This is a genomic window from Mammaliicoccus vitulinus (assembly GCF_029024305.1).
Taxonomy (GTDB): domain Bacteria; phylum Bacillota; class Bacilli; order Staphylococcales; family Staphylococcaceae; genus Mammaliicoccus; species Mammaliicoccus vitulinus.
In genome coordinates, this window is the sequence record NZ_CP118974.1 from 1231080 (window position 1) to 1255066 (window position 23987).

Genomic DNA, 23987 nt, shown 5'->3' on the forward strand with positions numbered 1-23987 from the left:
AAATGAAAAAGTTTAAATTGCTATGTAAAAAAGAAGGGTTTACTTTAATCGAGATGTTGATAGTGCTTTTGATCATAAGCATTTTGTTAATCATCATCATACCTAATATTAGCAAACAATCAGAAACTGTTAAAAGCACTGGATGCCAAGCACAAATTAAGATGGTAGCTGGACAAGTAGAAGCATATACGTTAAAGCATGATGCTAAACCGAACTCAGTTAATGATTTAGTAAGTGATGGGTATATAAATGAAAAGCAATTAACGTGTAAATCAGGTGAGAGCATTACATTACAAAATGGAGAAGTCGTTGCAAATTAATGGAGAATAAGGGATTTACGCTCATCGAGATGATCATTGTAATTTCAATACTAAGTTTGATTTTTATGGTTACGATGTCTTTATCGATTAGTTCAGTAGATAAAATAGGATTAACAAGTGGTATAAAAGACTTTGAAACTAAGTTAGAGTATTTAGAAACAAAATCTCTCGCAACTAAAAGACCGATATTAGTTTGGTTTAAACCTAATTCAGAAAAAATTTATTATCAATTAGAGAAAGGTAACATTCAAACACTCAATCTATATAAAGGCAATATATCTAAAGACAATAAATTTACTACTTTAGTACTTGATGGAGAAGGAAATATTAATCAGTTTGGTACATTGAAAATGAATTTTAGCAACAAAAAATATAACGTTGTTTTTCGTATAGAGAAGGGAAGATATAGAATTGTCGAAGAACAATAAAGGTTATGTGTTTATCGATTTTATGCTTTCAATTTTCATTATTATTTTATTAAGTGGGACGTTATTACCTTTAGTGACTACTTTAAATAAAAATATTGAAAAAGAGCATAGCAAAATTAAGCTTTATCAAATCTTGTACCAAACGCTTCAATCCTCAAATCACGAATTTAAATATGATGTAAGCAGATATAAATATATCAATTTTAATAATCAAATTTGTTTGGAAGATGAAAAGAAAAATGAAAAAGTTTGTATCAAAAAATAACGCTGGATTTACGATGATAGAGATGTTGTTATCTTTGTCATTTTTACTTATTATACTTGCACTTATACCTTTGTTAATTAAAAGTATATATGTGTTTAAAGATAATGCATTGGATCATACGAACTATGAATTAATCATGTTTCGTAAAGATTTATCTGAAGAAATAAAAGATACTAACATCGTGATTGATAATGCTCATCACAAAATGAAATTTATACACAATGGCAATTCAAAAGAATATACATTGTTAAACGCCAAAATATATAAAAGTATTAATGGAAAAGGGAATATTACGTTATTAAATAATGTCGAACTCTTCAATATACAACAAGTTAATCAAAATACATTTAAGGTAGATATAACCATTAGGAAGGGAGATAACAAAATTCATGAAGAAATTTTTATCTAATGAGCATGGGTTTTTATTACCATTTCTGCTAGGTATTTTGTTTATCTATTCCGCTTTTTTATCGTTTTACCTAGTTCAATATAGTTATAAGTTAAATATTTATCACAATCTAGAGCAATACTATCAACAAGAAATAAAAATAATGATAAATAAAGAATATTAGTCTTTTTATTTTCTGAATAATGAGATAGAATAAAGTTTAAGTTGAAATGTGACAGCTAAGGAGTAGATTTAATGTCGATAGTGTTAGTTGGTTTTATGGGTGTTGGAAAAACAACAATCGGTAACTTGTTAAGTGAACATTATGACAAACCTTTAGTAGATATAGATACTTATATCGTTGAAACAACACAATTACCAATCCCTCAAATTTTTGAAAAGTATGGTGAAGCATATTTTAGAGATTTAGAGTATCAAGCCCTTCAAAAATGGATTGATAAAGACGTTGTTATTTCAACTGGTGGTGGTATTATAGAATCTGAATTATCGAAAGATATATTGAAAGGTAATGTGAATACATTCTGGTTAAAATGTGATATTGAAATATTATTTAATAGAATTAATCATGATCATAATAGACCGAATGCGAGCGGCAGATCTTTAAATGAATTAAAAGCCTTGTATTCAAAACGAGAATTAAGTTATAATGAAATCGCATTCAAGCATATTGATGCAAACAGACCTAAAGAAGTAGTTGCTAGTGAGATTATTGAATCTCTATAAGCTTATATATTTGCGAATGATCAAAGTTAGAGAGAATGAATGTAATATTCATCGCCGAAGGAGCAAGCCATATTTGAGTGAATCTCTCAGGCAAAAGGATAACTTTGTGACGCATTCCTGAAGAGTACTTCAACAGGGTAGCGAAAGCTACCCTGTTTTTTTATTATACATATTTAGAAGGGGAGAGTTATGATGACTACAGATTTAAAGAAAACACCTTTATATCAAACGTATATTGATCAAGGAGCAAAAGTTATTGATTTTTCTGGCTGGGCTTTACCAGTGCAATTCTCAAGTATTAAAGAGGAACATAATGCTGTTAGATCAAAAGTTGGTATTTTCGATGTAAGCCATATGGGTGAAATTATCGTTTCTGGAGAAGAAGCGGATCAATTTATTCAATATGCTTTAACAAATGATTCATCTACATTAACAGACTCTAAAGCTCAATATACTATGCTTTGTAACGATAAGGGCGGCGTGATTGATGATTTAGTTGTTTACAAGTTGGAAGAATCGGTTTATTTCTTAGTTGTTAACGCTGGTAATACAGATATAGATTTTGAATGGTTACAAAATATTCAAGGATTTAATGTAAACATTGAAAATAAATCTTCAGAATATGGACAATTAGCTATTCAAGGGCCAGAAGCTCGTGATTTAGTGCAAAAATTAGTGAACATAGACGTTACTGAAATGAAGATGTTTGAGTTTCAACAAAATGTTAGTTTATTCGGGAAAGAAGTTATATTGTCGCAATCAGGTTACACAGGTGAAGATGGTTTTGAAGTATATTGCAAATCTGGAGATACTAAAGAAATATGGGATGGCTTCATCAAGGAAGGTGTTGAACCTTGTGGCTTAGGAGCACGTGATACGCTTAGATTAGAAGCGGCTTTACCATTACATGGTCAAGATTTGTCAGAACAAATCACGCCATATGAAGCAGGGGTAGGTTTTGCAGTTAAACCTTTAATTGAAGCAGACTTTATTGGTAAATCAGTACTTAAAGAGCAAAAAGAAAATGGTGCAACTAGAAAATCAATTGGTATAGAAATGATTGATAAAGGTATACCTAGAACTGATTATGAAATTTTAGATATTGATGGTCATGAAATTGGGTATGTCACTTCAGGAACACAATCACCATCAACTGGTAAATCAATCGCAATGGGATTGATTAACAAAGAATCTTTTGAACTAGATAAAGAAATTCTAATTCAAGTAAGAAAAAGACAAGTAAAAGCTAAAATTGTAAAAAAATCATCATTTAAATCATAGGAGTGAATAAAATGGGTCACCGCTATATACCTTTAACTGAAAAAGATAAGTCAGAAATGTTAGATGTAATCGGTATTAAATCAGTAGATGAATTATTTACTGATATACCTGAATCAGTAAGATTTAACAATCCACTAAATATTAAAGAGAAAAAATCAGAAACAGCTTTATTACGAGAATTATCACAAATTGCTAATAAAAATATAACGAGTGAAACACATGCATCATTTTTGGGAGCTGGTGTTTATGATCACTATATTCCAACAGTAGTAGACCATGTCATTTCTCGTTCAGAATTTTATACTGCATATACGCCGTACCAACCTGAAATTTCACAAGGTGAATTACAAGCTATTTTCGAATTTCAAACTTTAATTTGTGAATTAACCGGTATGGATGTAGCTAACTCTTCAATGTATGACGGAGGAACTGCTTTTGCTGAGGCTGCTGTACTTGCAGCAGGTCACACTAAAAAGAAAAAAGTAATCGTATCTAAGTCAGTACATTATCAATCTATTGAAGTTCTTAAAACATATACGAAAGCTCAAGATATTGAAGTAATCGAAGTTGATTTAGACGGTACAGTAACAGATTTAGATAAATTAAAAGAAGTTATCGATGATGATACTGCAGCTGTATGCGTTCAATATCCTAATTTCTTTGGTTCACTGGAAGATTTAGAAGCTATTAAACAATTAATCGAAGACAAAAAAGCATTATTTATTGTTTCGAGTAATCCGTTATCTCTAGGTCTCATTACACCTCCGGGAGAATTTGGTGCAGATATCGTTGTTGGAGATGCACAAGTATTCGGTATCCCAGCACAATATGGTGGCCCACATTGTGGTTACTTTGCATCAACTAAAAAATTGATGCGTAAATTACCTGGACGTTTAGTAGGTCAAACACAAGATGAAGATGGTAATAGAGGTTTTGTATTAACATTACAAGCACGTGAACAACATATTAGAAGAGATAAAGCTACATCTAACATTTGTTCTAACCAAGCGTTAAATGCTTTAGCAGCTTCAGTATGTATGAGTGCGTTAGGTAAAAATGGCGTATACGAAATGGCTAAACTTAACATGGAAAACACAACATACATGAAGCAACAAATGAAAGAAGTGGGATTTGAAGTATTAGATGGTATTTCATTTAATGAATTTGTTGTTAAGTTTAACAAACCTATAAAAGAAATAAATAAAGATTTACTTGAAGAAGGCATAATAGGTGGATTTGATTTAGGATTTATGAATGATGATTTTGAAAATCATATGTTAATTGCAGTGACTGAACTTAGAACTAAAGAAGAAATTGATACATTTATCCAAAAAGTAGGTGAATATAGTGCGTAAACCATCAAGTGAATTAATTTTTGAAAGATCTAGAAAAGACAGATTTGCATTTTCATTACCTGAAAAAGAAGTTGAAACACAAAATGTTCAAGATATACTAGGTGATAAATTTACGAGAAAACAAAAAGCTGAATTACCAGAAGTTAGTGAACTTGATTTAATGAGACACTATACAGAGTTGTCGAATAAAAATCATGGTGTAGACACTGGATTCTATCCTTTAGGTTCATGTACGATGAAATACAATCCTAAAATAAATGAAAAAGTTGCCAGAATGTCTGGTTTTGCAAATGCACATCCGTTACAAGATGTTTCCACTGTACAAGGGTCGTTAGAAATTATTTATGATTTACAAGAACACTTAAAAGAAATAACAGGTATGGATGAAGTGACATTGCAACCTGCAGCAGGCGCACATGGTGAGTGGACTGCGTTATTAATGATTAAAGCGTTCCATGAAGCAAATGGAGATTTTAATAGAACAAAAGTAATTGTACCTGATTCAGCTCACGGTACGAATCCAGCATCTGCTAAAGTAGCTGGTTTTGACACTGTTACAGTTAAATCTAACGAAAAAGGTTTAGTAGATATAGAAGATTTAAAACGTGTAGTCGGTGAAGACACAGCTGCAATCATGTTAACAAACCCTAACACTTTAGGTTTATTTGAAGAAGATATTTTAGAAATTAGAGAAATTGTCCACCAAGCTGGCGGTAAACTGTACTATGATGGTGCAAACCTTAATGCGATAATGAGTAAAGTCAGACCAGGAGATATGGGCTTTGATGCAGTTCATTTAAACTTGCACAAAACTTTCACTGGACCACATGGTGGTGGCGGTCCTGGTTCAGGACCAGTTGGTGTTAAAGAAGATTTAATTCCGTATTTACCTAAGCCAACAGTTGTAAAAGAAAATGATAGCTATAAATTTGAACATGATATGCCGAATTCAATTGGTCGAGTTAAGCCATTCTTTGGTAATTTCGGTATTTATTTAAGAGCTTATACTTACATTAGAACAATGGGACCTGATGGATTAAAAGCTGTTTCAGAAACAGCAGTATTAAATGCTAACTACATGTTGAGAAGATTACAAGATCATTTTGAAACGCCATATAAACAACATTGTAAACATGAATTTGTTATAAGTGGTTCAAGACAGAAAAAACTAGGTGTTAGAACATTGGACATTGCGAAACGTTTATTAGACTTTAATTTCCATCCACCTACAATTTACTTCCCTATAAACGTGGAAGAGTGCATGATGATTGAACCTACTGAAACCGAATCTAAAGAAACTTTAGATGCTTTCTGTGATACATTAATTCAAATTGCTAAAGAAGCGGAAGACAACCCTGAAATCGTATTAGATGCACCACATACTACGGTTATCGGACGTTTAGATGAAACGCAAGCAGCAAGAAAACCAGTTTTAAAATTCGAATTATTAAAAGAAGAAAAAAATTAATTGTAAAATAAAAATATCTCTTCACTAGGCTTATAACCTAATGAAGAGATATTTTGTTTTGAAAACGAGTATTTATGTACCATAATCTTTTGGAATTATTTAGACTTAACTTTACCAGTCCATTTTTTATATCCGCCTTTTAACATGTACAAGTCTTTATAACCTTTTTTCTTCATCATTCTTGCTGCTCTAGAACTTGCTACACCATTCGCATCACAAAAATAAATAGGTTGGTCTTTACGTAACCCTTGATATCTAGTGCGAAATACACTCATCGGTATATTTCTAGCTCCGATGATATGACCATAGTCAAAATCAGCTTTTTCACGTAAGTCGATGACTTGCGCCTTTCTTAATCCCTTGTGAAACTCATTTTGATCTAGTTCTTTAACTGCGCGCTTGTTCAATGAATAGTTAATTGCCATATAAATAATAAGCAAGACTACGACTATGAGCGCGATGTACCAATAATTCATGGTCTGATTCCTCCCAATTCAAGTCGATACTCCTATTATAAGATTTCTCGTGAGATTTATCAAAATATTTTTGCTAAAATAGACAAGTATATAGAATTAATTGAATAGGAGTTTTAAATGTGAGAGAAACTTGGCACTTTATAAACACGAAATCAAACGATCCATATTACAATATGGCAGTAGATGAAGCACTTATGAATTTTGTTAGCAGAGGTGAAATAGACCCTGTAATTAGATTCTACACGTGGAACCCAGCTACACTATCAATAGGGTATTTTCAAAAGCTAACAAAAGAAATTGATATTGAAAAAGTTAAAGAAAAAGGATATGGACTTGTTAGACGCGCGACTGGTGGTAGAGGTGTGTTACATGACAAAGAACTAACATATAGCGTCATAGTTCCAGAATCACATCCTAACATGCCTAAAACGGTTACTGAAGCATATCGCGTTATATCAGAAGGTTTGTTAGAAGGATTTAAAACATTAGGCTTTGATGCTTATTTTTCAATCCCTAAAACAAAAGAAGCTAGAGACAAATTAAAGACACCTCGAAGCTCAGTATGTTTTGATGCACCAAGTTGGTATGAACTAGTAGTGGAAGATAGAAAAATAGCAGGAAGTGCTCAAACAAGACAAAAAGGGGTAATTTTGCAACATGGTTCAATTTTACAAGATATTGATGTAGATGAACTGTTTGATATGTTTATATATAGAAATGATAGATTAAAAGATAAAATGAAAGCAGCTTTCATCGATAAAGCGGTCGCAATAAATGATTTGTCTGATAGACATATCACATTAGAAGAAATGGAAACAGCATTTTATGAAGGTTTTAAAAAGGGATTAGATATTGAATATAAGCCCTTAATCTTTACAGAAGCGCAACTTAATGAAATTAAAGAGATAGAAGAAAAATATAAATCAGAAGAATGGACATATAGAAAATAAAGGATTCTGAGACATAGTTACCTAGATTTCACTTAGGTTTGCCCTCGCGATTTTGTAAAGTGCTGACGCCTGAGGGGTTAGTATGCGAGAGAGACTACAGGCTCGAACCATACCCCTAGGCAAGCATGCACTTTCAAAATCGTAAAAATCAAAAATATAAAAAGATCTCTTCACTAGGCGATAACCTAATGAAGAGATCTTTAATTTTGTGCATGGGTATTTATGTCCTAGACATCTTTATTTATTTCTGCGCTTTTGTTTACGCATTGCTTTCTTATACTTCCTTTGATCTGGTGTTAAGTAGAAGAAATAGTAAATTAAAAAAATGATTAACCCGAATATAATAAGTGACACAAACATTCTAATAAAACCCATTATGAAAAAATCAAGGTTCATAATTAAGCCGAATAGTGCTACTGCAATAAATAAATAAAATAAAACGTTTTTCATAGAACCTCACCTTAAGTAATTAGTCTATTTAATATAGCATATTTTAAACTTATACTCACTTTATTTGTCCTATTTCGTTGTCTAAACTTTTTAATTGATTGATAGATTTTTCTACGCCTTTTTTATCTTTCTTATTAAATGCTTCATTTAAATCTTTAAATACATTTTCGATTCCGGTAGACAATTTCAACATACTTTTATGTAAATCTTTATAATCTTTAGGAATTGATTTACCTTCCATTTCGTCTTTATATTTCTTCGTAATCGTTTTTTGATTTTGATAAATGTTTTCTAATTCGTTTTTTGTATCTTCGTCATCAAATTTCGTGATATTCTTATTGATCTTGTTGTAACTTGAAATGTTTGTTTTTGTTTCATTAATGAAACGTGTTGATGATTTTAAATATTGTGTTGTAAATTGACTAGTGGATTCTTTTTTAATTTGTTTTATGGAGCTATTAATGCCCGATTCTTTTTGTTTATATGTTTTGTTTTTATCTTCTAAGTCAAGAACTTCTTGCTTTAGTTTTCTGTTATCAGTTTTCAAAGTTGATTTCTTTTCTTCAAGCTGTTGTATTTTATCATTCCCACAAGCGGATAACACAACTGTACTCGCCATGATAGTTATTATTGTTTTTCTCATGTTTATTAACTCCCAATGTTTTACTGTGAAAAAATTATTGCATGTATGCTATTATTTTAATGTATATAGATTTATTGTACAAATAGAAAGGGGATAAATATGAAAATTAATAAGTTGAGACAAGTTATGAGTCAAAAAGAATTAGATGCTGTGGTTATACTATCACCTTATAATAGAATGTACCTTTCAGGATTTACGGGGACGAGTGGTAGTTTGTTAATAACACAAGATCAATCACTTTTAATCACAGACTTTAGATATATTCAGCAAGCTAATGATCAAGCTAAAGACTTTAAGGTTATAAATCAAGAAGGTCCGATGTTAGGTAAGATAAATGATTTAATTAAGCAAGGTCAATATAAAAATGTAGGTGTTGAAGCTGACTTAATTACTTACAATGATTTTCAAGCATTAAATACAGAAAATGTTGAACTTTCTTCTATTGAAGGTGTAATCGAAACGATTAGAATGATTAAAGACGAATTTGAAATTCAACAAATTCAAAAAGCATCTGATATTGTAGATGAAACTTATGAACATATTCTTGAGTGGGTTAAACCAGGGATGACTGAAAATGAAGTGAACAACGAGATGGAAATGTTCATGAGAAGTAAAGGTGCAACATGTTCTTCATTCGATACAATTGTTGCTTCTGGACACCGTGGTGCATTACCACATGGTGTTGCAAGTAATAAAGTCATTGAAAATGGTGATATGATCACTTTAGACTTTGGCGCTTTATATGAAGGTTATGTAAGTGATATTACGAGAACTTTTGCAATAGGTGAACCGAAAGAAGAAATGAAAAAAATATATAATATTGTATTAGAAGCACAATTAGCTGCATTAGAACAAATTAAACCAGGCATGACAGGTAAAGAAGCTGATACGATAGCTAGAGATATTATTAAAGGATATGGGTATGGAGATGCATTTGGTCACTCTTTAGGTCATGGAATTGGTTTAGAAGTACACGAAGGACCAGGACTGTCTCAAAAATCAGATATCGTGCTTGAAGAGAACATGTGTGTAACATTAGAACCGGGCATATATGTCGATGGTTTAGGTGGCGTGAGAATAGAAGATGATGTATTAGTTACAAAAAATGGTCTAGAGCGCTTTACTAAATCTTCAAAAGACCTTATTATTTTATAAGAAGGTATAAATAGGAGGAAAATGAATGATTTCAGTTAATGATTTTAAAACAGGTTTGACAATTAAAGTTGAAAATGGAATTTGGAAAGTATTAGATTTCCAACACGTAAAACCAGGTAAAGGTGCAGCTTTTGTTCGTTCTAAACTAAGAAACTTAAGAACTGGTGCTATCCAAGAAAAAACTTTTAGAGCTGGTGAAAAAGTAGAAAAAGCTCAAATCGATAATCGTCGTATGCAATATCTGTATGCAAACGGAGACAGCCATGTATTCATGGATAACGAAACTTATGATCAACTAGAACTACCAGAAGAAAGTTTAGAATACGAACTTAAGTTCATTAAAGAAAATATGGAAGTTCATATTCAAACATATGATGGTGAAACAATTGGTATCGAATTACCTAATACAGTTACTTTACAAGTTACTGAAACTGAACCAGGTATTAAAGGTGATACTGCTAATGGTGCTACAAAACAAGCAACAGTAGAAACTGGATTTAGCTTAAATGTTCCTTTATTCGTAAATGAAGGCGATTTACTTATCATTAACACAACTGACGGTAGTTATGTATCAAGAGGTTAATGCGTAATAATAAATGTTTAAATGACCAATAGAAAAAACTTCTATTGGTCATTTTTAATTAAATCTTAAAATCTCTTGAATTGGTATGACCACTAAAGTAAAATGTATGAAGTGTAATGAATTAGAATTTAAAAGGAGTTTTTCAAATGAACTTAAAACAAATTAAAGAACTAGTTGATATATTAGACAATTCTTCTTTAACTGAAATTGATATTAATGATAAAGATTTTAAATTAACTTTAAAAAAAGATATTAAACAAGAGATTATTTATAGCCAAGGAAGTTCAAATGTTATTGCTGAACAACAGCCACAACAAACGCCACAACAAAATGTTGAACCTGAAGCACCAACTGGTTTAACGATTAATGCCCCAATGGTCGGAACATTCTATAAATCACCATCACCTGACGAAGGTCCTTATGTACAAGTAGGATCACATGTTGATGCGGATACGACTGTTTGTATTTTAGAAGCGATGAAATTATTTAATGAAATACAAGCAGAAGTATCAGGAGAAATCACTGAAATATTAGTTGAAGACGGACAAATGGTAGAGTATGGCCAACCGTTATTCAAGGTGAAGTAGTATGAAAAAAGTATTAATTGCTAACAGAGGGGAAATTGCTGTAAGAATCATTAGAGCTTGTAGAGAATTAGATATACAAACGGTTGCAATTTATTCAGAAGCTGATAAAGATGCATTACATACTCAAATAGCAGATGAGGCTTATTGTGTAGGACCGACACAATCTAAAGATTCATACTTACATGTACCTAATATTATTTCAATTGCTAAATCAACAGGCTGTGATGGTATACATCCAGGATATGGTTTCTTAGCTGAAAATAGTGATTTTGCAGAGATGTGTGAAGCATGCCAAATCAAATTTATCGGACCTAGTTATCAATCTATTCAAAAAATGGGCATAAAAGATGTCGCTAAAGAAGAAATGATTAAAGCGAATGTACCAGTTGTTCCAGGTAGTGAAGGTCTAGTAGATACAGTGAGAATTGCTAAGAAATGCGCAAAACAAATAGGTTATCCGGTAATTATAAAAGCAACTGCCGGCGGTGGTGGTAAAGGTATTAGAATAGCACGAAATGAAGAAGAACTTGTTACTGGATTTAGAATGACGCAACAAGAAGCTGAAACTGCTTTTGGAAACAAAGGACTTTATTTAGAAAAATTCATTGAAAACTTTAGACATATCGAAATTCAAGTTATTGGTGATGCAGAAGGTAATGTCATTCATCTTGGTGAACGTGATTGTACGATTCAAAGACGTATGCAAAAGTTAGTAGAAGAATCGCCTTCTCCAGTTCTATCAGAAGTAATGCGCAAAGAAATGGGTGAAGCGGCAATTAGAGCAGCTAAAGCCGTGAACTATGAAAACGCAGGTACAATTGAATTTATTTATGATTTAGATGCTGAAGCATTCTACTTTATGGAAATGAACACACGTATTCAAGTTGAACATCCCGTAACTGAGATGGTTACAGGTATGGATTTAGTTAAGTTGCAACTTAAAGTAGCGAGTGGTGAATCATTACCAGTAACTCAAAATGAAGTTGATTTAAAAGGTCACGCTATAGAATTTAGAATTAATGCTGAAAGTCCGTTCAAGAATTTCATGCCGTCACCAGGTAAGATTAAACAATATTTAACACCAGGTGGATTCGGTGTTCGAATTGATTCAGCTTGTTATACAGGTTATACGATTCCACCATACTACGATTCAATGGTTGCTAAACTAATCGTACATGGTAAAGATAGAACTGAAGCTATACAAATCGGTAAAAGAGCGCTAACTGAGTTTTTAGTTACAGGCATTGATACGACTATCCCATTCCATTTAAGATTGTTGGAAAATGATGTGTTTGAATCAGGTGATTTTAATACCAATTTCCTAGAGATTCATGATATTATAAATAATGAAGATAAATAGGGAGGGATTCAAATGGCTAAAACAATTGAAAATGAAAAGCCTTCTTTAGGTAAGATTGAGATTGCGCCGGAAGTTATTGAAGTCATAGCGAGTATTGCGACTACAGATATTAAAGGTGTATCTCATATGCAATCCGTTTTTAATAAGAATTCCTTAGAAAAATTCGGGAAAAAGAATTTTGGTAAAGGTATAAAAGTCGATATAAAAGAAGATGGCATCTACATTAATGTTTACTGTACATTTGATTATGGCACAAAAATTTCTGAAACTGCTCGAAAGGTTCAGACTGAAATTAAACAAGCATTAAATACGATGACAGCATTAACGCCAAAAGAAGTTAATGTACATATCGTTAATATACATTTCCAATAATAAAAAATGATTAATTAAGAGGATGCGTGCATCCTCTTATTCTTTGAAGGAGAAGAATATGAAAAGAACAGAACTTAGAGAAATCGTCTTTAAAACATTGTATCAATTAGAAAATAACAAAATAGAGTTAACAGTAGAGGAAGCAATTAACTACTTAGTCGACGACTTTAAAGGTGAACAATATTTATATGTTAAACACTTTGTTAAAGAAGTCATCGACAAAAAAGAAGAACTAGATGAAATATTCATACCGCATTTAAAAAAATGGACGTTAGAACGTTTACTTAAAACGGACCGTATTATTTTAAGAATGGCAACATATGAATTAAATTATACTGACACACCACAAAAAGTCATTTTTAATGAAGCAGTTGAAATTGCAAAAGTGTACAGTGACGACGAACATTATAAATTTATTAACGGTGTATTAAGCAGTTTATCAAAATAATAAAGAGTGATATAAATGGATAAATATTTATCAGTTACAGCTATAACTAAATATATCAAATATAAATTTGATCAAGACCCTCATTTACAAAATGTATTTATAAAGGGTGAGATTTCAAACTTCAAAAAACATTCAAGTGGACATCTTTATTTCGCATTAAAAGATGATAAAGGTGTATTAAGTGCGATGATGTTTAAATCCAATGCTAATCAACTATCATTTGAACCTAAAGAAGGGGATCAAGTCTTAATTGAAGGAAGAATTGGTATATACGAATCGAGAGGCTCATACCAAATATACGTTCAAACGATGCAATTAGATGGTGTCGGTCTTTTGTATGAAAAATTTGAAGCACTAAAAAAAGAATTGGCTGAAAAAGGATACTTTAATAATGAACATAAATTAAGTATCCCTAAATATCCTAGAAAAATCGCTGTATTAACTGCATCGACAGGAGCTGCAGTTAGAGATATTTGTTCTACCTTAGATAAACGCTATCCGCTTGCAGAGCAAGTGTTAATTAGTACTTTAGTACAAGGTAAAGAAGCTAAGGATAATATCATTAACAATATTAAAAAAGCTGACTCAATGGATGTTGATGTTATTATCGTTGGTCGTGGTGGTGGATCTATAGAAGATCTGTGGAGCTTTAATGAAAGAGAAGTTGTAGAAGCTATTTATAATTGCGCTACACCTATTGTTTCTGCTGTTGGACATGAAACTGATACTACATTAAGTGATTTTGTAAGTGATGTTAGAGCAGCAACGCCTACTCAAGCAGCAGTCATAGCCACACCAGATATAAAAGCGTTATATCAACTTATTGCGAATGCTCGTCAATATTTAACAAAGCATGTTACACAAAGTATTCAACAAGACAAACATAAATTAAAACAGCTATCATCTTATTATAAGTTAAAGACACCATCGTTATTATACGATCAAGAAACTCAAAAATTAGATGATTATCAAAAGCAATTAACAAGAAATTTAGAACAAACGATTTTAAGAAATAAGCATAAAATTGATATTTTACAAAATAAGTTGAGAATAGGACCTATTCATAATAAAACAACTCAATATAGACAAGATTTTGACCGATTGAATGCTATGCAATCACAATTAATCAATCGCATCATTACTCAGAAAAAGCAAATGCTTACGAGTAAATTGGCACAGCTAGATGCACTGAGTCCAACACAAATAATGCTTAGAGGTTATTCAATTATTGAAAAAAATGATAAAATCATTACAAGTAAAGATGATTTAAATATAGAAGATAATATTACGATTAATTTAAAAGATGGCAAAATAAATGCTAATGTAAAAGAAATTAGGTGACAAATGTGGCTAACGAACAAACTTTTGAAGAAATGATGGTTGAACTAGAGAAAGTAGTAGGTAAACTAGATGAAGAAAGCATTTCACTAGAAGAATCAATCGAACTTTATCAACGCGGTATCGAATTAAGTAGTAAATGTGAATTGAAACTTAAAGAGGCTGAGGATAAAGTAAATAAACTTGTTCAAAAAGAGGGTGATTCTGATGAGTCAGTTAATGAATAGTTATGTTGATAAATTTAATGAATCTCTAAAACAGACTAAACTTGATCCAGTCGTGGATACTAAGTTAGAAGAAAGTATGAGATATTCATTGTCAGCTGGAGGAAAACGTATAAGACCTGTATTGCTTTTAATGACATTGTCTATGCTGAAATGTGACATTAAAAAAGGGCTGGAAACTGCTAAAGCTCTTGAAATGATACATACTTATTCGCTCATACATGATGATTTGCCTGCTATGGATAATGATGATTATAGACGTGGTATGAAGACGAATCATAAAGTTTATGGTGATGCCACAGCAATTCTTGCTGGTGATGCATTGTTAACGAAAGCATTCGAACTTATTACTAAAGATACATATATAGCATCAGATGATAAGGTTAAGCTTATTAGATTGCTATCTGAATCTGCAGGACACCAAGGTATGGTCGGTGGCCAAGTTTTAGATATGGATAGTGAAGATAAAGAAATTTCACTGGATACGTTACGTAAAATCCATAGATATAAGACGGGCGCACTTATTCAATTTTCAGTAGTTGCCGCATGTACCATTGCGAAAGTAAGTAGCAAAACGTTCCTCTTATTAGATTCATTTAGCCAAGAATTAGGTTTGATCTTTCAAATTAAAGATGATTTATTAGACATCGAAGGTGATTTCGATAAAATAGGTAAATCTGTCGGAAGTGATGAAATTAACAATAAGAGCACTTATGTATCACTTTTAGGTAAGACAAATACTAAAGTTGCATTAGAACAACCTGTTAATCAAGCTTTATATTTATTGGAACAATTAGAAGAACAATACGACACAGATGAACTGAAGTCACTTACTCAATTATTTGCAAATAGAGAAAATTAGACACTTAGCAAAATTATTCGAGCTTTCGTAATAAACAGGGCTAAAGGTGGTTAAACAATGGATGTTTCAAGTATACAAAATCCATCCTTTATCAAAGACTTATCTAATCAAGAATTAGAAGAATTAAGTAGTGAAATTAGAAAGTTTTTAATAGAAACATGTTCTGTAACGGGTGGACATATTGGGGCTAACTTAGGTGTAGTTGAATTAACATTAAGCTTACACAAACATTTTAATAGCCCTATAGATAAAATTATCTGGGATGTTGGTCATCAAACGTATATTCATAAAATCTTAACAGGTAGAGGACATGAATTTAATTCTTTAAGACAATATAAAGGTTTATGTGGTTTTCCTAAAACGAAAGAGTCAGAGCATGATGTTTGGGAAGCTGGACATAGTTCAACTTCTTTATCAGCTGCTATGGGTATGGCAAAAGCGCGTGATATTTTAGGGAAAACAAATCATGTTGTACCAGTTATTGGTGATGGTGCATTAACAGGTGGGATGGCACTTGAAGCACTTAATCATATCGGTCATGATAAGACGAATTTAACAATCATATTAAACGATAATGAAATGAGTATAGCGCCTAATGTCGGTGCTATGCATAATATGTTTGGACGGATTAGAACGAACCAAAATTATAATAGATTTAAATTTGATGCTGAAACTTTTATGAGCAGACTTCCAGGTGGAGACCGTTTAAGAGATTCAGCAGATAAAATAAAAGATAGTTTGAAATATTTAGTAGTCGATGGTATTTTCTTTGAAGAATTAGGCATTAAATATATTGGCCCAGTTGATGGTCATAACTTCAAAGAATTAGATGAAGCGATATCTGCATCAAAACAAATAAACAAACCAGTGTTAATTCACGTCGTAACTAAAAAAGGCAAAGGTTATAAACCTGCCGAAGTTGATACAGTTGGCACATGGCATGGTCTTGGACCGTATAAGCTTGAAACTGGTGAAGTTATTAAAGGTGATGCTGAAGGTCCAGCTTGGAGTGCTTTAATGAGCGATCAAGTCTTAAATTATGCTAAACAAGATAAACGTGTTGTAGCTATTACACCTGCCATGCCTGTAGGTTCTAAGTTAACAAAATTTCAACAAGCATTACCGGAACAATTTTTTGATGTTGGCATTGCTGAGCAACATGCCGTTACGATGGCCGCAGGTTTAGCGACACAAGGTATGAAACCTTACGTAGCCATTTACTCGACATTTATGCAACGTGCATATGATCAACTATTGCATGATGTAGATAGACAAAATTTAAACGTACTTTTTGGTGTTGATAGAGCAGGACTCGTAGGTGCTGATGGAGAAACGCATCAAGGTGTATTCGATGTCGGCTTCTTGAGCCAATTTCCCAATTTTACAATTATGATGCCTAAAGATGGCGACGAAGCGATTGCTATGGTTAAAACAGCTTTTGAAACAGAACACGGACCAATGGCTATTAGATATCCACGCGGAAATGCGCCAATGTTAAATGAAACTAAGAAGAATGAAGTTTTAGAAATCGGAACATGGCAGTACGAACGAATGGGACAACATTTATCTATTATTAGTTACGGGCCAACAGTTAAAATCATTACTGATGTAGCAGATGAACTATTAAAAGAGGGTATAAATGTAAATGTTATTAATGCTCGCTTTATTAAACCGATGGACTTTGATATGTTACACGAAATAGGTAAAGATACTAACCCTATTATTACTGTTGAAGAGTCCATGTTAACTGGTGGTTTAGGTAGTCAAATTGCTACTTTCATTAAAGATCATGATTATCAAAATGTAATGCGCAGAATTGGCATAAACGACGAATATATTGAACATGGTGATGTCGATTTATTATTAGAAGATATTGGTATCTCTAAAGCAAATATAAAATCACTTGTTAAATCATTAATTAGATAATATTTATAAGTATATGAATAATTATGTTGAAAGTGACGCTTTAGTAGACCTAAAGCGTCTTTTAATATATTAATAACGCTTACATTACTCATTTTATCGTTTTTATGCTATTATAAGTGTATAAATATTCATTAATAGAGGTGTAGGTAATGGCGAACAAAACGATGCGTCAAATTAAGATAAGAGAAATAATTTCAAACGAACAAATAGAAACTCAAGAAGAGTTAGTTAAACGATTAAATGAATATGACTTGAATATTACACAAGCGACGATTTCTCGTGATATAAAAGAATTACAATTAATAAAAGTTCCAGCTCCTTCTGGACAATATATCTATAGTTTACCAAGAGATAGAAAATATCATCCAATTGATAAATTAGGAAGATATTTAATGGACTCCTTCGTTAAAATTGATGGTGCCGATAACTTATTAGTATTAAAGACATTACCTGGTAATGCTCAATCTATTGGTGCAATAATTGACCAAATCGATTGGTCTGAAGTAATAGGTACTATTTGTGGAGACGATACTTGCTTAATTATTTGTAAAGATAAAGAAGCTGCTGAAGTAATCACGGATAGAATTTTCAATATGCTTTAAAGGAGATTTAATATACAATGTTACAAGCACTTACAATTAAACAATTCGCTATAATTGAATCTTTAGAAATAAATTTTTCAGATGGACTAACTGTGTTAAGTGGTGAAACTGGAGCGGGTAAATCTATTATCATAGATGCAATCGGCCAATTAGTAGGTGCAAGAGCGTCTCAAAGCTTTGTAAGACATGGTGAACAAAAGGCGACGATTGAAGGCGTATTTGATATCGACAATGTACCTAATGTGAACAAAATCTTAAACAAGCTAGATATAGATTTCGATGAAGATTTCTTATTTGTTAAGAGAGAAATATTTGCTTCTGGTAAAAGTATTTGTAAATTAAATAATCAGAATGTGACTTTAGCTGACTTGAAAATAGTTATGCAAGAACTGTTAGACATTCACGGTCAACATGAGACGCAAGTTCTGTTAAAGCCTAAATATCATTTATCTCTATTAGATAATTATGCTGATGGCTCATATCAAACAGAAATTAATCAATACGAAGAAGCTTTTCGATCTTATCGTGTTAAAAAACAAGAACTTGAAAAATTAGAGTCACAAGATCAAGCTTTATTACAAAGGTTAGATTTAATAAAATTCCAACGTGATGAGTTACATGATGCAGACTTGAAAGAAGAAGAAATCGACTTTTTAAACAAAGAAATTAAAAAGCTTCAAAACCATGAAAAAATAAATGAAAGTCTAAATAAAGCGCATATTTTATTATCTAGTGAAGAAAATATCACGGATAAGATATATGAACTTAATCAAGAAATTCAACATATTACGGATATTATTCCTGAGAAGTATACATCGTTTAGCGAAGAGCTCGATCAAATGTATTATACGTTAGAGGATTATAAACATGAGTTATATAATGATTTAACATCAAATGATTTTGATGAGTCTTTATTAAACGAATATGAATCACGTTTAAATGTACTTACAGATTTAAATCGTAAATATGGTAAAAGTATACCTGAGTTAATTAAATATAGAGATAAAATTGATGATGAAATATTCAAAATTGAAAATTATGAACAAAGTACATCGCAATTACGAGATGAAATAAATGCACTTTATGATGATGTCATGAATTATGGACAAGCACTTTCTACGAAGAGAAGAGAAGTAGCTTTACAACTAAGAGATAGATTAGTAGAAGAAGTTCAAAATCTGCATATGCAAGATGCAAATATAGAAATAACATTTTCTAAAACGAAGCCTAGCACTTATGGATTAGAAGAAGTTGAATTTTTAATTAGTCCAAACAAAGGTGAGCCACTGAAAAGTTTAAATAAAATAGCTTCAGGCGGCGAACTATCTAGAATTATGCTTGCCCTAAAAAGTATATTTGTATCATCTAAAGGGCAAACTGCAATATTGTTTGATGAAGTTGACACAGGTGTATCAGGAAGAGTTGCGCAAAAAATGGCAGAAAAGATGCATCAAATATCGCAATCTTTACAAGTTATTTGCATATCACATTTACCACAAGTGGCTGCAATATGTGATAATCACTTATATATCACAAAAGAAACGGTAAACGATCGTACGACAACTTCTATTAAGCAATTAGTTGGTAAAGATAAAATAGATGAAATAGCGAGAATGATTTCAGGCGTTGAAGTTACTGAATTAACTAAAAAGCACGCAAAAGAAATGATTTCACAAAATAAAAAATTAAAATAGAATGATTTGATAGGGTGTTAACCATGGTAATTAAGGTAGCAATTATAGAAGACTCGAAAGCGTATGTAAGTGAAATGGCACAATATTTAAAAGAACATGATATTGAGGTTGTTAATATTGGATACAACGGTAAAGAAGCACTTGATATTATAAATGGAGAAGCTTTCGATGTTCTTCTGTTAGACTTAATTTTGCCACATATAGATGGTATGACTTTGCTCAAAAAATATATAAAACCGAACAAGCAATATAAAGTTATATGTATGAGCGCATTTGTAAGTGATGATGTGTTAAAAGAATCTGTATCATTAGGTGTAGATTACTTTTTAATAAAACCTGTTGAATTTGATGTCTTGTTGAACACGATTCAGCGAATACTAGATACTGACGATTCGAATATATTGGAGATAGATGCATTAGATCTATTGTTGGAAAAAATCGGTTTTTCATATAATTTGAACGGTTATAAATATATCAAGTATGGCGTCCATTTAATGCTGAAACATACTCATAAAATGCAATTAACTAAAGAACTATATCCACTTATATCTGAATATTACGGTATTCAAGCTAATAATGTAGAACGTTCAATAAGACATGCTATTAAATTAGCGTGGGAAAAAGAACTGAAATCTTATTGGTATAATAGTGAAAAATCATACGTAAGACCAACAAACGGTGAATTTATTACACATCTATATCATAAATATAGAGAAATACTCAAAGAAAAAAGAGGCTGGGACATTAACATCCCAGATTAACTTAAAAGAGCGTATATTCTTTAAAAAATAAGAATTTACGCTCTTTTTACTATAGTTTTTAATTTTGGTAGCTCTAAGAGCTACCATTTTTCTTATGTTTGTTGCCATTAAGGCAATCCCTAATTCACGTTTCACTTTTGTTTTCCCTCTAAGAGAAACTCGAGTGAAACCCAAAATAGCCTTCAAATATCCAAAAACTGGCTCTACATCAATCTTTCTTTGTTTGTAGATTTTTTCAGTTTCAGGTTTTGAAAGCAACTTTTGTGTCATATGTTTAAAGTATTCCCACACATTGTTTTTCATTATCTTTTTATTTGTACTCTGGTATGCATTTTTTCTACATAAATCAAATAGTTCGCAGTTATTACAATTATCACTTTCATATAACTTGAAATCTCGTTTATATTTATACTTATCGATTCGATAAGTGTATCGTTTGAATGGCAATCTGCGATTGCTTGGACATATGATTTCATCTCTAAGTTCATCATACTTCCAATTTTGTGTGTTATATATGTTTTCATTATATTTCTTGGTTTGTTCTTTTAAGTACATACTATAAGTTATCAATGGTGTTCTGTTAAATTCATCTAGAATCGTTTTATAATTTTCCTCACTGCCGTAGCCAGCATCTGCGACAATATAGTTTGGTAGATTAAAATAGTTATTTCTAATATTATTTAAAAATGGTGTAAGTGTTCTAGTATCAGTTGGATTAGGAAATATGTCATAAGATAAAACGAATTGTGAATTTGTTGCGATTTGTAAATTGTATCCTGGTTTTAATTGTCCGTTCATCATGTGGTCATCTTTCATTCTCATAAAAGTTGCATCATGATCTGTTTTAGAATAGCTATTTCTTTCACCTAATATATCCAATTGTTTTTTATACTTTATTTGCCTATTGATATTTTCACTTAACAATTTTTTAGTCTTTTTTATTTCCGTTCTTTCTGAACGCATCATTTTTCGTTCTGCTACATCTTTAGAGTTGCTAATATCATTGTTTAAATCTTCGATTTTTTCTTCTAATCTGTTTTTGAATTCGTAAAGTGTTTCAAGTGTAATATCTTGGGTCTCATCTTTTAACTCAGGTATTACTTCATTTACAATGGCTTCACGATAGATTTCTCTCGATTGTTCAACTACTTTTTTATTAAATCTTTCTGTGTTTTTTCTCCAAACAAAAGTGTATTTATTGGCATTTGCTTCAATCTTAGTACCGTCTATATAAATACTTTCCTCATCAATAAGGTTTTGTTCTATGAGTTGTGTTCTAAAATTTATAAATAGAGATTGTAATAATCGATCAATTATAGGATTAACTCTGAAACGATTTATCGTTCGATAAGAAGGTGTTTGATTCTGTGACAACCACATCATACGAACACTGTCTTTAAGAAGACTTTCAATTCTTCTTCCAGAAAAAACAGATTGTGTATATGAATAAAGTATAATCTTTAACATTAATTTAGGGTGATATGAGGATGCACCACGAACGTGAGTAAATTCGTAGAATTCTTCATTAGGTATCGTTTCTACGATTTGATTTACAAAATGAGCAATATCATTTTCTGGAATTAAGACTTCAATATCTAGTGGTAGAGTTAATTGAGACATGTTATAATTTTTATACATAGAGCACCTCGTTAATTTAGTTTTTGTTGTGATTAATTAAATTATACGAAAGTGCTTTATTTTTTTGAATAAGAATGGATATTTTGTCACGATTTTGTAAAGTGCTGACGCCCGGGGGAATAGTATGCGTGAGAGACTACAGGCTCGAGCCATACCCCCAGGCAAGCATGCACGAACAAAATCGTAGATTTTATAAATAAAGGAAAGAGAGCTAATCCGAAAATTATGGATTAGCTCTCTTTATTTGAGGTTAGGACATTTATGTCCCAACCTCTTTTTTTACGTTATTCTTTTTCATAAAGTGTTCTTGAGCTCTTTTGTTTTTCTTTTCACGGTGTAATATATATCCGCCAATAAAAATAACGCCGAATACAAAAAATATGAACCCTAATAAAAATTGCACCCATATAAAATGTAATTGTGGAACGAGTACGCCAAAAACGGCATCTCTCATCCACTTAATACCTAAGCCAGCTATTATCCCTGGTATAACTAAAATGAGTAATGCAACATACTTTTGCATAAGTTAAAACTCCTATTGATTAATAACTTATATTATATATGAGATAATGATTAAAAGTAAACATTGAAAAAATAGCATAATCGTTTGAATTTGATTATGATGGAAATAGGAGGGGATTAAATGCAATTTAAAGATATGATAAATAAGGGGAAGAATATTTCTGCTACGATTGCTGTATGTAAATCGAACGATGAGGGCGTTATTAAAGCAGTTGTTAAAGCGGTGAAAAATACGAATGCGAATTTCATATTATTTGATGAGCAACCTCAAGATGAGTTGATTAGATCATTCAATTTAACGCATGATGAGTTTAATAGAATAAAGATTATTCAAACAGAAGATGAAGCACACACTATTTCAGAATGTGTTAAATCTGTAGATGATGGCCAAGCAGATTTAATTATGAAAGGTTTGGTAGCTACTTCTACATTGTTGAAAGAAGTTTTGAAAGATAAATATAATTTAAAAACAGAAAGTAGAATGAGTCACATTGCCTTATTTAATGTTCCTGAATATCATAAAATGCTAGCTATTTCAGATGTTGCTATGAATATTTCACCTAATAAAGAACAAAAAATAGTGATCACGCGTAATTTAGTAGCGTGCTTACAAAAAATAGGTATCGATTCTCCTAAAGTAGCAATTTTATCTGCAATCGAAAGTGTTAATCCTAAAATGCAATCTTCTGTGGATGCAAATGAAATTGTATCGTATTTTCGTAAAGAAATGCCGAAATTAGAAATCGAAGGTCCCTTGGCATTTGATGCTGCTATAAATAAAAGAGCTTCGATTATTAAAAATATTGATTCCAATATTTCTGGCAATGTAGATGGCGTTGTTGTTCCACAAATTGAAAGTGGCAATATTTTATATAAATCTTTAATATATTTATCAAAAGCAGATGTTGCTTCTGTTATAATTGGTGCAAAAATACCAATAATTTTAACGTCACGTTCAGATTCTTCACGAGATAAATTTCATTCAATTTGTAGTGCCTTAATGCTTATTTAGTATATTATAATAATAAATAAATAACTATACTCCTGTGAAGTGTTAAATGAAAATGCTTACATCGCTTATATAGCAATTTATTTTGAATTTTCTAAAAATTTTTACTTTTTGAAAGCGCTATCATATTTCGTCAAT

General features: G+C 31.5%; 28 protein-coding genes and 1 riboswitch. Of the genes, 23 read left to right on the top strand and 5 right to left on the bottom strand.

The annotated features are described in order from the left end of the window. Positions 1-2 precede the first annotated feature (2 nt). The 8 genes from comGC to gcvPB all read left to right on the top strand — a co-directional run bounded on the left by comGC (position 3) and on the right by gcvPB (position 6249). On the top strand, positions 3-320 hold the full coding sequence (gene comGC, locus PYW35_RS06235; RefSeq protein ID WP_016911890.1) for a competence type IV pilus major pilin ComGC: 318 nt from the start codon (positions 3-5) through the stop codon (positions 318-320). After that, complete coding sequence (gene comGD, locus PYW35_RS06240; protein ID WP_103323612.1) at positions 320-748, top strand: competence type IV pilus minor pilin ComGD; 429 nt, start codon at positions 320-322, stop codon at positions 746-748. The genes comGC and comGD overlap by 1 nt, the downstream gene beginning before the upstream one ends. After that, positions 732-1013, top strand: coding sequence for a competence type IV pilus minor pilin ComGE (gene comGE / locus PYW35_RS06245; protein ID WP_016911892.1), 282 nt, complete (start codon positions 732-734; stop codon positions 1011-1013). The genes comGD and comGE overlap by 17 nt, the downstream gene beginning before the upstream one ends. Then, on the top strand, positions 988-1422 hold the full coding sequence (gene comGF / locus PYW35_RS06250) for a competence type IV pilus minor pilin ComGF (protein ID WP_204107811.1): 435 nt from the start codon (positions 988-990) through the stop codon (positions 1420-1422). The genes comGE and comGF overlap by 26 nt, the downstream gene beginning before the upstream one ends. 234 nt (positions 1423-1656) lie before the next feature. Further along, positions 1657-2145: a shikimate kinase gene (locus tag PYW35_RS06255; RefSeq protein ID WP_103323613.1), complete on the top strand. Its 489-nt coding sequence runs from the start codon at positions 1657-1659 to the stop codon at positions 2143-2145. Between the two features lie 16 nt (positions 2146-2161). Then, positions 2162-2257, top strand: a riboswitch (glycine riboswitch). 80 nt (positions 2258-2337) lie between these two features. Further along, complete coding sequence (gene gcvT / locus PYW35_RS06260; RefSeq protein ID WP_103323614.1) at positions 2338-3426, top strand: glycine cleavage system aminomethyltransferase GcvT; 1089 nt, start codon at positions 2338-2340, stop codon at positions 3424-3426. Positions 3427-3437: 11 nt separating this feature from the next. Beyond that, positions 3438-4781, top strand: a complete 1344-nt coding sequence (gene gcvPA / locus PYW35_RS06265) for an aminomethyl-transferring glycine dehydrogenase subunit GcvPA (protein WP_103323615.1) — start codon at positions 3438-3440, stop codon at positions 4779-4781. Next, on the top strand, positions 4774-6249 hold the full coding sequence (gcvPB, locus tag PYW35_RS06270; protein WP_103323616.1) for an aminomethyl-transferring glycine dehydrogenase subunit GcvPB: 1476 nt from the start codon (positions 4774-4776) through the stop codon (positions 6247-6249). The genes gcvPA and gcvPB overlap by 8 nt, the downstream gene beginning before the upstream one ends. 95 nt (positions 6250-6344) lie before the next feature. Here gcvPB and PYW35_RS06275 read toward each other — a convergent pair whose 3' ends face one another. Beyond that, positions 6345-6725 (bottom strand): rhodanese-like domain-containing protein, encoded by a 381-nt coding sequence (locus PYW35_RS06275; protein ID WP_016911899.1) that lies wholly within the window; start codon positions 6723-6725, stop codon positions 6345-6347. 119 nt (positions 6726-6844) lie between these two features. Between PYW35_RS06275 and PYW35_RS06280 the strand changes: the two genes are divergently transcribed. Continuing rightward, on the top strand, positions 6845-7675 hold the full coding sequence (locus PYW35_RS06280) for a lipoate--protein ligase family protein (RefSeq protein ID WP_016911900.1): 831 nt from the start codon (positions 6845-6847) through the stop codon (positions 7673-7675). A gap of 237 nt (positions 7676-7912) precedes the next feature. Here PYW35_RS06280 and PYW35_RS06285 read toward each other — a convergent pair whose 3' ends face one another. Together PYW35_RS06285 and PYW35_RS06290 are read right to left on the bottom strand one after the other, a co-directional pair. Then, positions 7913-8125: an SA1362 family protein gene (locus PYW35_RS06285; protein ID WP_103323617.1), complete on the bottom strand. Its 213-nt coding sequence runs from the start codon at positions 8123-8125 to the stop codon at positions 7913-7915. Between the two features lie 55 nt (positions 8126-8180). Continuing rightward, a complete protein-coding gene (locus tag PYW35_RS06290) occupies positions 8181-8768 on the bottom strand; it encodes a hypothetical protein (protein ID WP_016911701.1) in 588 nt (195 codons plus the stop codon). A 99-nt stretch (positions 8769-8867) separates the two neighbouring features. On the opposite strand from PYW35_RS06290, the gene PYW35_RS06295 reads away from it, so the two are divergent. The 13 genes from PYW35_RS06295 (at position 8868) to PYW35_RS06355 (ending at position 20680) form a co-directional block, all read left to right on the top strand. Next, positions 8868-9923, top strand: a complete 1056-nt coding sequence (locus tag PYW35_RS06295; protein ID WP_016911702.1) for a M24 family metallopeptidase — start codon at positions 8868-8870, stop codon at positions 9921-9923. 25 nt (positions 9924-9948) lie between these two features. Then, positions 9949-10506, top strand: coding sequence for an elongation factor P (efp, locus tag PYW35_RS06300; RefSeq protein ID WP_016911703.1), 558 nt, complete (start codon positions 9949-9951; stop codon positions 10504-10506). A gap of 146 nt (positions 10507-10652) precedes the next feature. Next, positions 10653-11093 carry an acetyl-CoA carboxylase biotin carboxyl carrier protein gene (accB, locus tag PYW35_RS06305; protein WP_016911704.1) on the top strand — a complete coding sequence of 147 codons (441 nt, stop codon included), beginning with the start codon at positions 10653-10655 and terminating at the stop codon, positions 11091-11093. Between the two features lies 1 nt (position 11094). Then, positions 11095-12453, top strand: a complete 1359-nt coding sequence (gene accC, locus PYW35_RS06310; protein ID WP_103323618.1) for an acetyl-CoA carboxylase biotin carboxylase subunit — start codon at positions 11095-11097, stop codon at positions 12451-12453. 12 nt (positions 12454-12465) lie between these two features. Beyond that, positions 12466-12825, top strand: coding sequence for an Asp23/Gls24 family envelope stress response protein (locus tag PYW35_RS06315; protein ID WP_016911706.1), 360 nt, complete (start codon positions 12466-12468; stop codon positions 12823-12825). A 58-nt stretch (positions 12826-12883) separates the two neighbouring features. Further along, complete coding sequence (gene nusB, locus PYW35_RS06320; protein WP_016911707.1) at positions 12884-13273, top strand: transcription antitermination factor NusB; 390 nt, start codon at positions 12884-12886, stop codon at positions 13271-13273. A gap of 15 nt (positions 13274-13288) precedes the next feature. After that, positions 13289-14614 carry an exodeoxyribonuclease VII large subunit gene (gene xseA / locus PYW35_RS06325; protein WP_103323619.1) on the top strand — a complete coding sequence of 442 codons (1326 nt, stop codon included), beginning with the start codon at positions 13289-13291 and terminating at the stop codon, positions 14612-14614. A gap of 32 nt (positions 14615-14646) precedes the next feature. After that, entirely contained in the window at positions 14647-14838 is a 192-nt protein-coding gene (gene xseB / locus PYW35_RS06330) for an exodeoxyribonuclease VII small subunit (RefSeq protein WP_040808213.1), read from the top strand. Then, entirely contained in the window at positions 14819-15697 is an 879-nt protein-coding gene (locus tag PYW35_RS06335) for a polyprenyl synthetase family protein (RefSeq protein ID WP_239102405.1), read from the top strand. Before xseB ends, PYW35_RS06335 begins: the two co-directional genes overlap by 20 nt. Before the next feature lie 57 nt (positions 15698-15754). Then, a complete protein-coding gene (dxs, locus tag PYW35_RS06340) occupies positions 15755-17623 on the top strand; it encodes a 1-deoxy-D-xylulose-5-phosphate synthase (RefSeq protein WP_103323620.1) in 1869 nt (622 codons plus the stop codon). A 149-nt stretch (positions 17624-17772) separates the two neighbouring features. Next, positions 17773-18225 carry a transcriptional regulator AhrC/ArgR gene (gene ahrC, locus PYW35_RS06345; protein ID WP_016911712.1) on the top strand — a complete coding sequence of 151 codons (453 nt, stop codon included), beginning with the start codon at positions 17773-17775 and terminating at the stop codon, positions 18223-18225. 17 nt (positions 18226-18242) lie between these two features. Beyond that, positions 18243-19919, top strand: a complete 1677-nt coding sequence (recN, locus tag PYW35_RS06350; protein WP_103323621.1) for a DNA repair protein RecN — start codon at positions 18243-18245, stop codon at positions 19917-19919. Positions 19920-19942: 23 nt separating this feature from the next. Beyond that, on the top strand, positions 19943-20680 hold the full coding sequence (locus PYW35_RS06355) for a response regulator (protein ID WP_103323622.1): 738 nt from the start codon (positions 19943-19945) through the stop codon (positions 20678-20680). Here PYW35_RS06355 and PYW35_RS06360 read toward each other — a convergent pair. Both PYW35_RS06360 and PYW35_RS06365 read right to left on the bottom strand, forming a co-directional pair. After that, positions 20615-22318, bottom strand: coding sequence for an IS1182 family transposase (locus tag PYW35_RS06360; RefSeq protein ID WP_204107812.1), 1704 nt, complete (start codon positions 22316-22318; stop codon positions 20615-20617). The two genes, PYW35_RS06355 and PYW35_RS06360, sit on opposite strands and share 66 nt — an antisense overlap. Before the next feature lie 259 nt (positions 22319-22577). Beyond that, complete coding sequence (locus tag PYW35_RS06365; RefSeq protein ID WP_103323627.1) at positions 22578-22841, bottom strand: DUF2627 family protein; 264 nt, start codon at positions 22839-22841, stop codon at positions 22578-22580. 120 nt (positions 22842-22961) lie between these two features. Between PYW35_RS06365 and PYW35_RS06370 the strand changes: the two genes are divergently transcribed. Continuing rightward, entirely contained in the window at positions 22962-23852 is an 891-nt protein-coding gene (locus PYW35_RS06370) for a phosphate acyltransferase (protein ID WP_016911716.1), read from the top strand. The last annotated feature ends 135 nt before the right edge of the window (positions 23853-23987 follow it).

Bases quoted from the DNA above. Each gene is read 5' to 3' on its own strand.
- xseB (WP_040808213.1), top strand. From the start codon at position 14,647: ATGATGGTTGAACTAGAGAAAGTAGTAGGTAAACTAGATGAAGAAAGC.
- PYW35_RS06335 (WP_239102405.1), top strand. From the start codon at position 14,819: ATGAGTCAGTTAATGAATAGTTATGTTGATAAATTTAATGAATCTCTA.
- dxs (WP_103323620.1), top strand. From the start codon at position 15,755: ATGGATGTTTCAAGTATACAAAATCCATCCTTTATCAAAGACTTATCT.
- comGF (WP_204107811.1), top strand. From the start codon at position 988: ATGAAAAAGTTTGTATCAAAAAATAACGCTGGATTTACGATGATAGAG.
- PYW35_RS06285 (WP_103323617.1), bottom strand. From the start codon at position 8,125: ATGAAAAACGTTTTATTTTATTTATTTATTGCAGTAGCACTATTCGGC.
- PYW35_RS06295 (WP_016911702.1), top strand. From the start codon at position 8,868: ATGAAAATTAATAAGTTGAGACAAGTTATGAGTCAAAAAGAATTAGAT.
- xseA (WP_103323619.1), top strand. From the start codon at position 13,289: ATGGATAAATATTTATCAGTTACAGCTATAACTAAATATATCAAATAT.
- PYW35_RS06275 (WP_016911899.1), bottom strand. From the start codon at position 6,725: ATGAATTATTGGTACATCGCGCTCATAGTCGTAGTCTTGCTTATTATT.
- PYW35_RS06290 (WP_016911701.1), bottom strand. From the start codon at position 8,768: ATGAGAAAAACAATAATAACTATCATGGCGAGTACAGTTGTGTTATCC.
- comGD (WP_103323612.1), top strand. From the start codon at position 320: ATGGAGAATAAGGGATTTACGCTCATCGAGATGATCATTGTAATTTCA.
- PYW35_RS06255 (WP_103323613.1), top strand. From the start codon at position 1,657: ATGTCGATAGTGTTAGTTGGTTTTATGGGTGTTGGAAAAACAACAATC.
- efp (WP_016911703.1), top strand. From the start codon at position 9,949: ATGATTTCAGTTAATGATTTTAAAACAGGTTTGACAATTAAAGTTGAA.
- nusB (WP_016911707.1), top strand. From the start codon at position 12,884: ATGAAAAGAACAGAACTTAGAGAAATCGTCTTTAAAACATTGTATCAA.
- PYW35_RS06355 (WP_103323622.1), top strand. From the start codon at position 19,943: ATGGTAATTAAGGTAGCAATTATAGAAGACTCGAAAGCGTATGTAAGT.
- comGC (WP_016911890.1), top strand. From the start codon at position 3: ATGAAAAAGTTTAAATTGCTATGTAAAAAAGAAGGGTTTACTTTAATC.
- accB (WP_016911704.1), top strand. From the start codon at position 10,653: ATGAACTTAAAACAAATTAAAGAACTAGTTGATATATTAGACAATTCT.
- PYW35_RS06370 (WP_016911716.1), top strand. From the start codon at position 22,962: ATGCAATTTAAAGATATGATAAATAAGGGGAAGAATATTTCTGCTACG.
- PYW35_RS06365 (WP_103323627.1), bottom strand. From the start codon at position 22,841: ATGCAAAAGTATGTTGCATTACTCATTTTAGTTATACCAGGGATAATA.
- PYW35_RS06360 (WP_204107812.1), bottom strand. From the start codon at position 22,318: ATGTATAAAAATTATAACATGTCTCAATTAACTCTACCACTAGATATT.
- gcvT (WP_103323614.1), top strand. From the start codon at position 2,338: ATGACTACAGATTTAAAGAAAACACCTTTATATCAAACGTATATTGAT.
- gcvPA (WP_103323615.1), top strand. From the start codon at position 3,438: ATGGGTCACCGCTATATACCTTTAACTGAAAAAGATAAGTCAGAAATG.
- PYW35_RS06315 (WP_016911706.1), top strand. From the start codon at position 12,466: ATGGCTAAAACAATTGAAAATGAAAAGCCTTCTTTAGGTAAGATTGAG.
- accC (WP_103323618.1), top strand. From the start codon at position 11,095: ATGAAAAAAGTATTAATTGCTAACAGAGGGGAAATTGCTGTAAGAATC.
- ahrC (WP_016911712.1), top strand. From the start codon at position 17,773: ATGGCGAACAAAACGATGCGTCAAATTAAGATAAGAGAAATAATTTCA.
- recN (WP_103323621.1), top strand. From the start codon at position 18,243: ATGTTACAAGCACTTACAATTAAACAATTCGCTATAATTGAATCTTTA.